This is a genomic window from Gluconobacter sp. Gdi, from assembly GCF_014132155.1.
GTDB lineage: Bacteria > Pseudomonadota > Alphaproteobacteria > Acetobacterales > Acetobacteraceae > Gluconobacter.
Genome location: NZ_BLJQ01000081.1, coordinates 1 through 324, shown reverse-complemented (window position 1 = coordinate 324; position 324 = coordinate 1). Strand labels below are relative to the sequence as shown.

General features: G+C 61.1%; 1 protein-coding gene. It reads left to right on the top strand.

The window, feature by feature from the left end; all coding sequences use genetic code 11:
* Positions 1 to 324, top strand: a 324-nt coding sequence (locus JN414_RS16570) for a phage tail tube protein (RefSeq protein WP_237390148.1), incomplete at both ends; no start/stop codon positions are given.

The following is a 324-nucleotide window of genomic DNA, read 5'->3' as shown; positions in this document are numbered from 1 at the left end:
CTGACCGCAGATGTGAATTTCCGGGACGAACGCCGTCTGGAGACGACGCCAGCCTCTGAGGTCAAGCCAGCCGCGCCGGCCTTTGTCATCGATCCTGTCTCCGGCTGGGGCAATCTGTGGATTGATGGCGTTCTGCTGGATGCGCGGGTGCGCCAGTTCCAGCTGACGCTTTCTCGTGACGGATCAGGCCAGGATTATGCCATGGGTCAACTGGCCGCAGCTGGGCAGCGTGCGGGCAGTTTCATGGCGGCTGGCCAGATCCAGCTCTTTTTCCGGGACTTCACGCAATACCAGCAGTTCGAAAGCAGCTGGCAAGGGCTGATC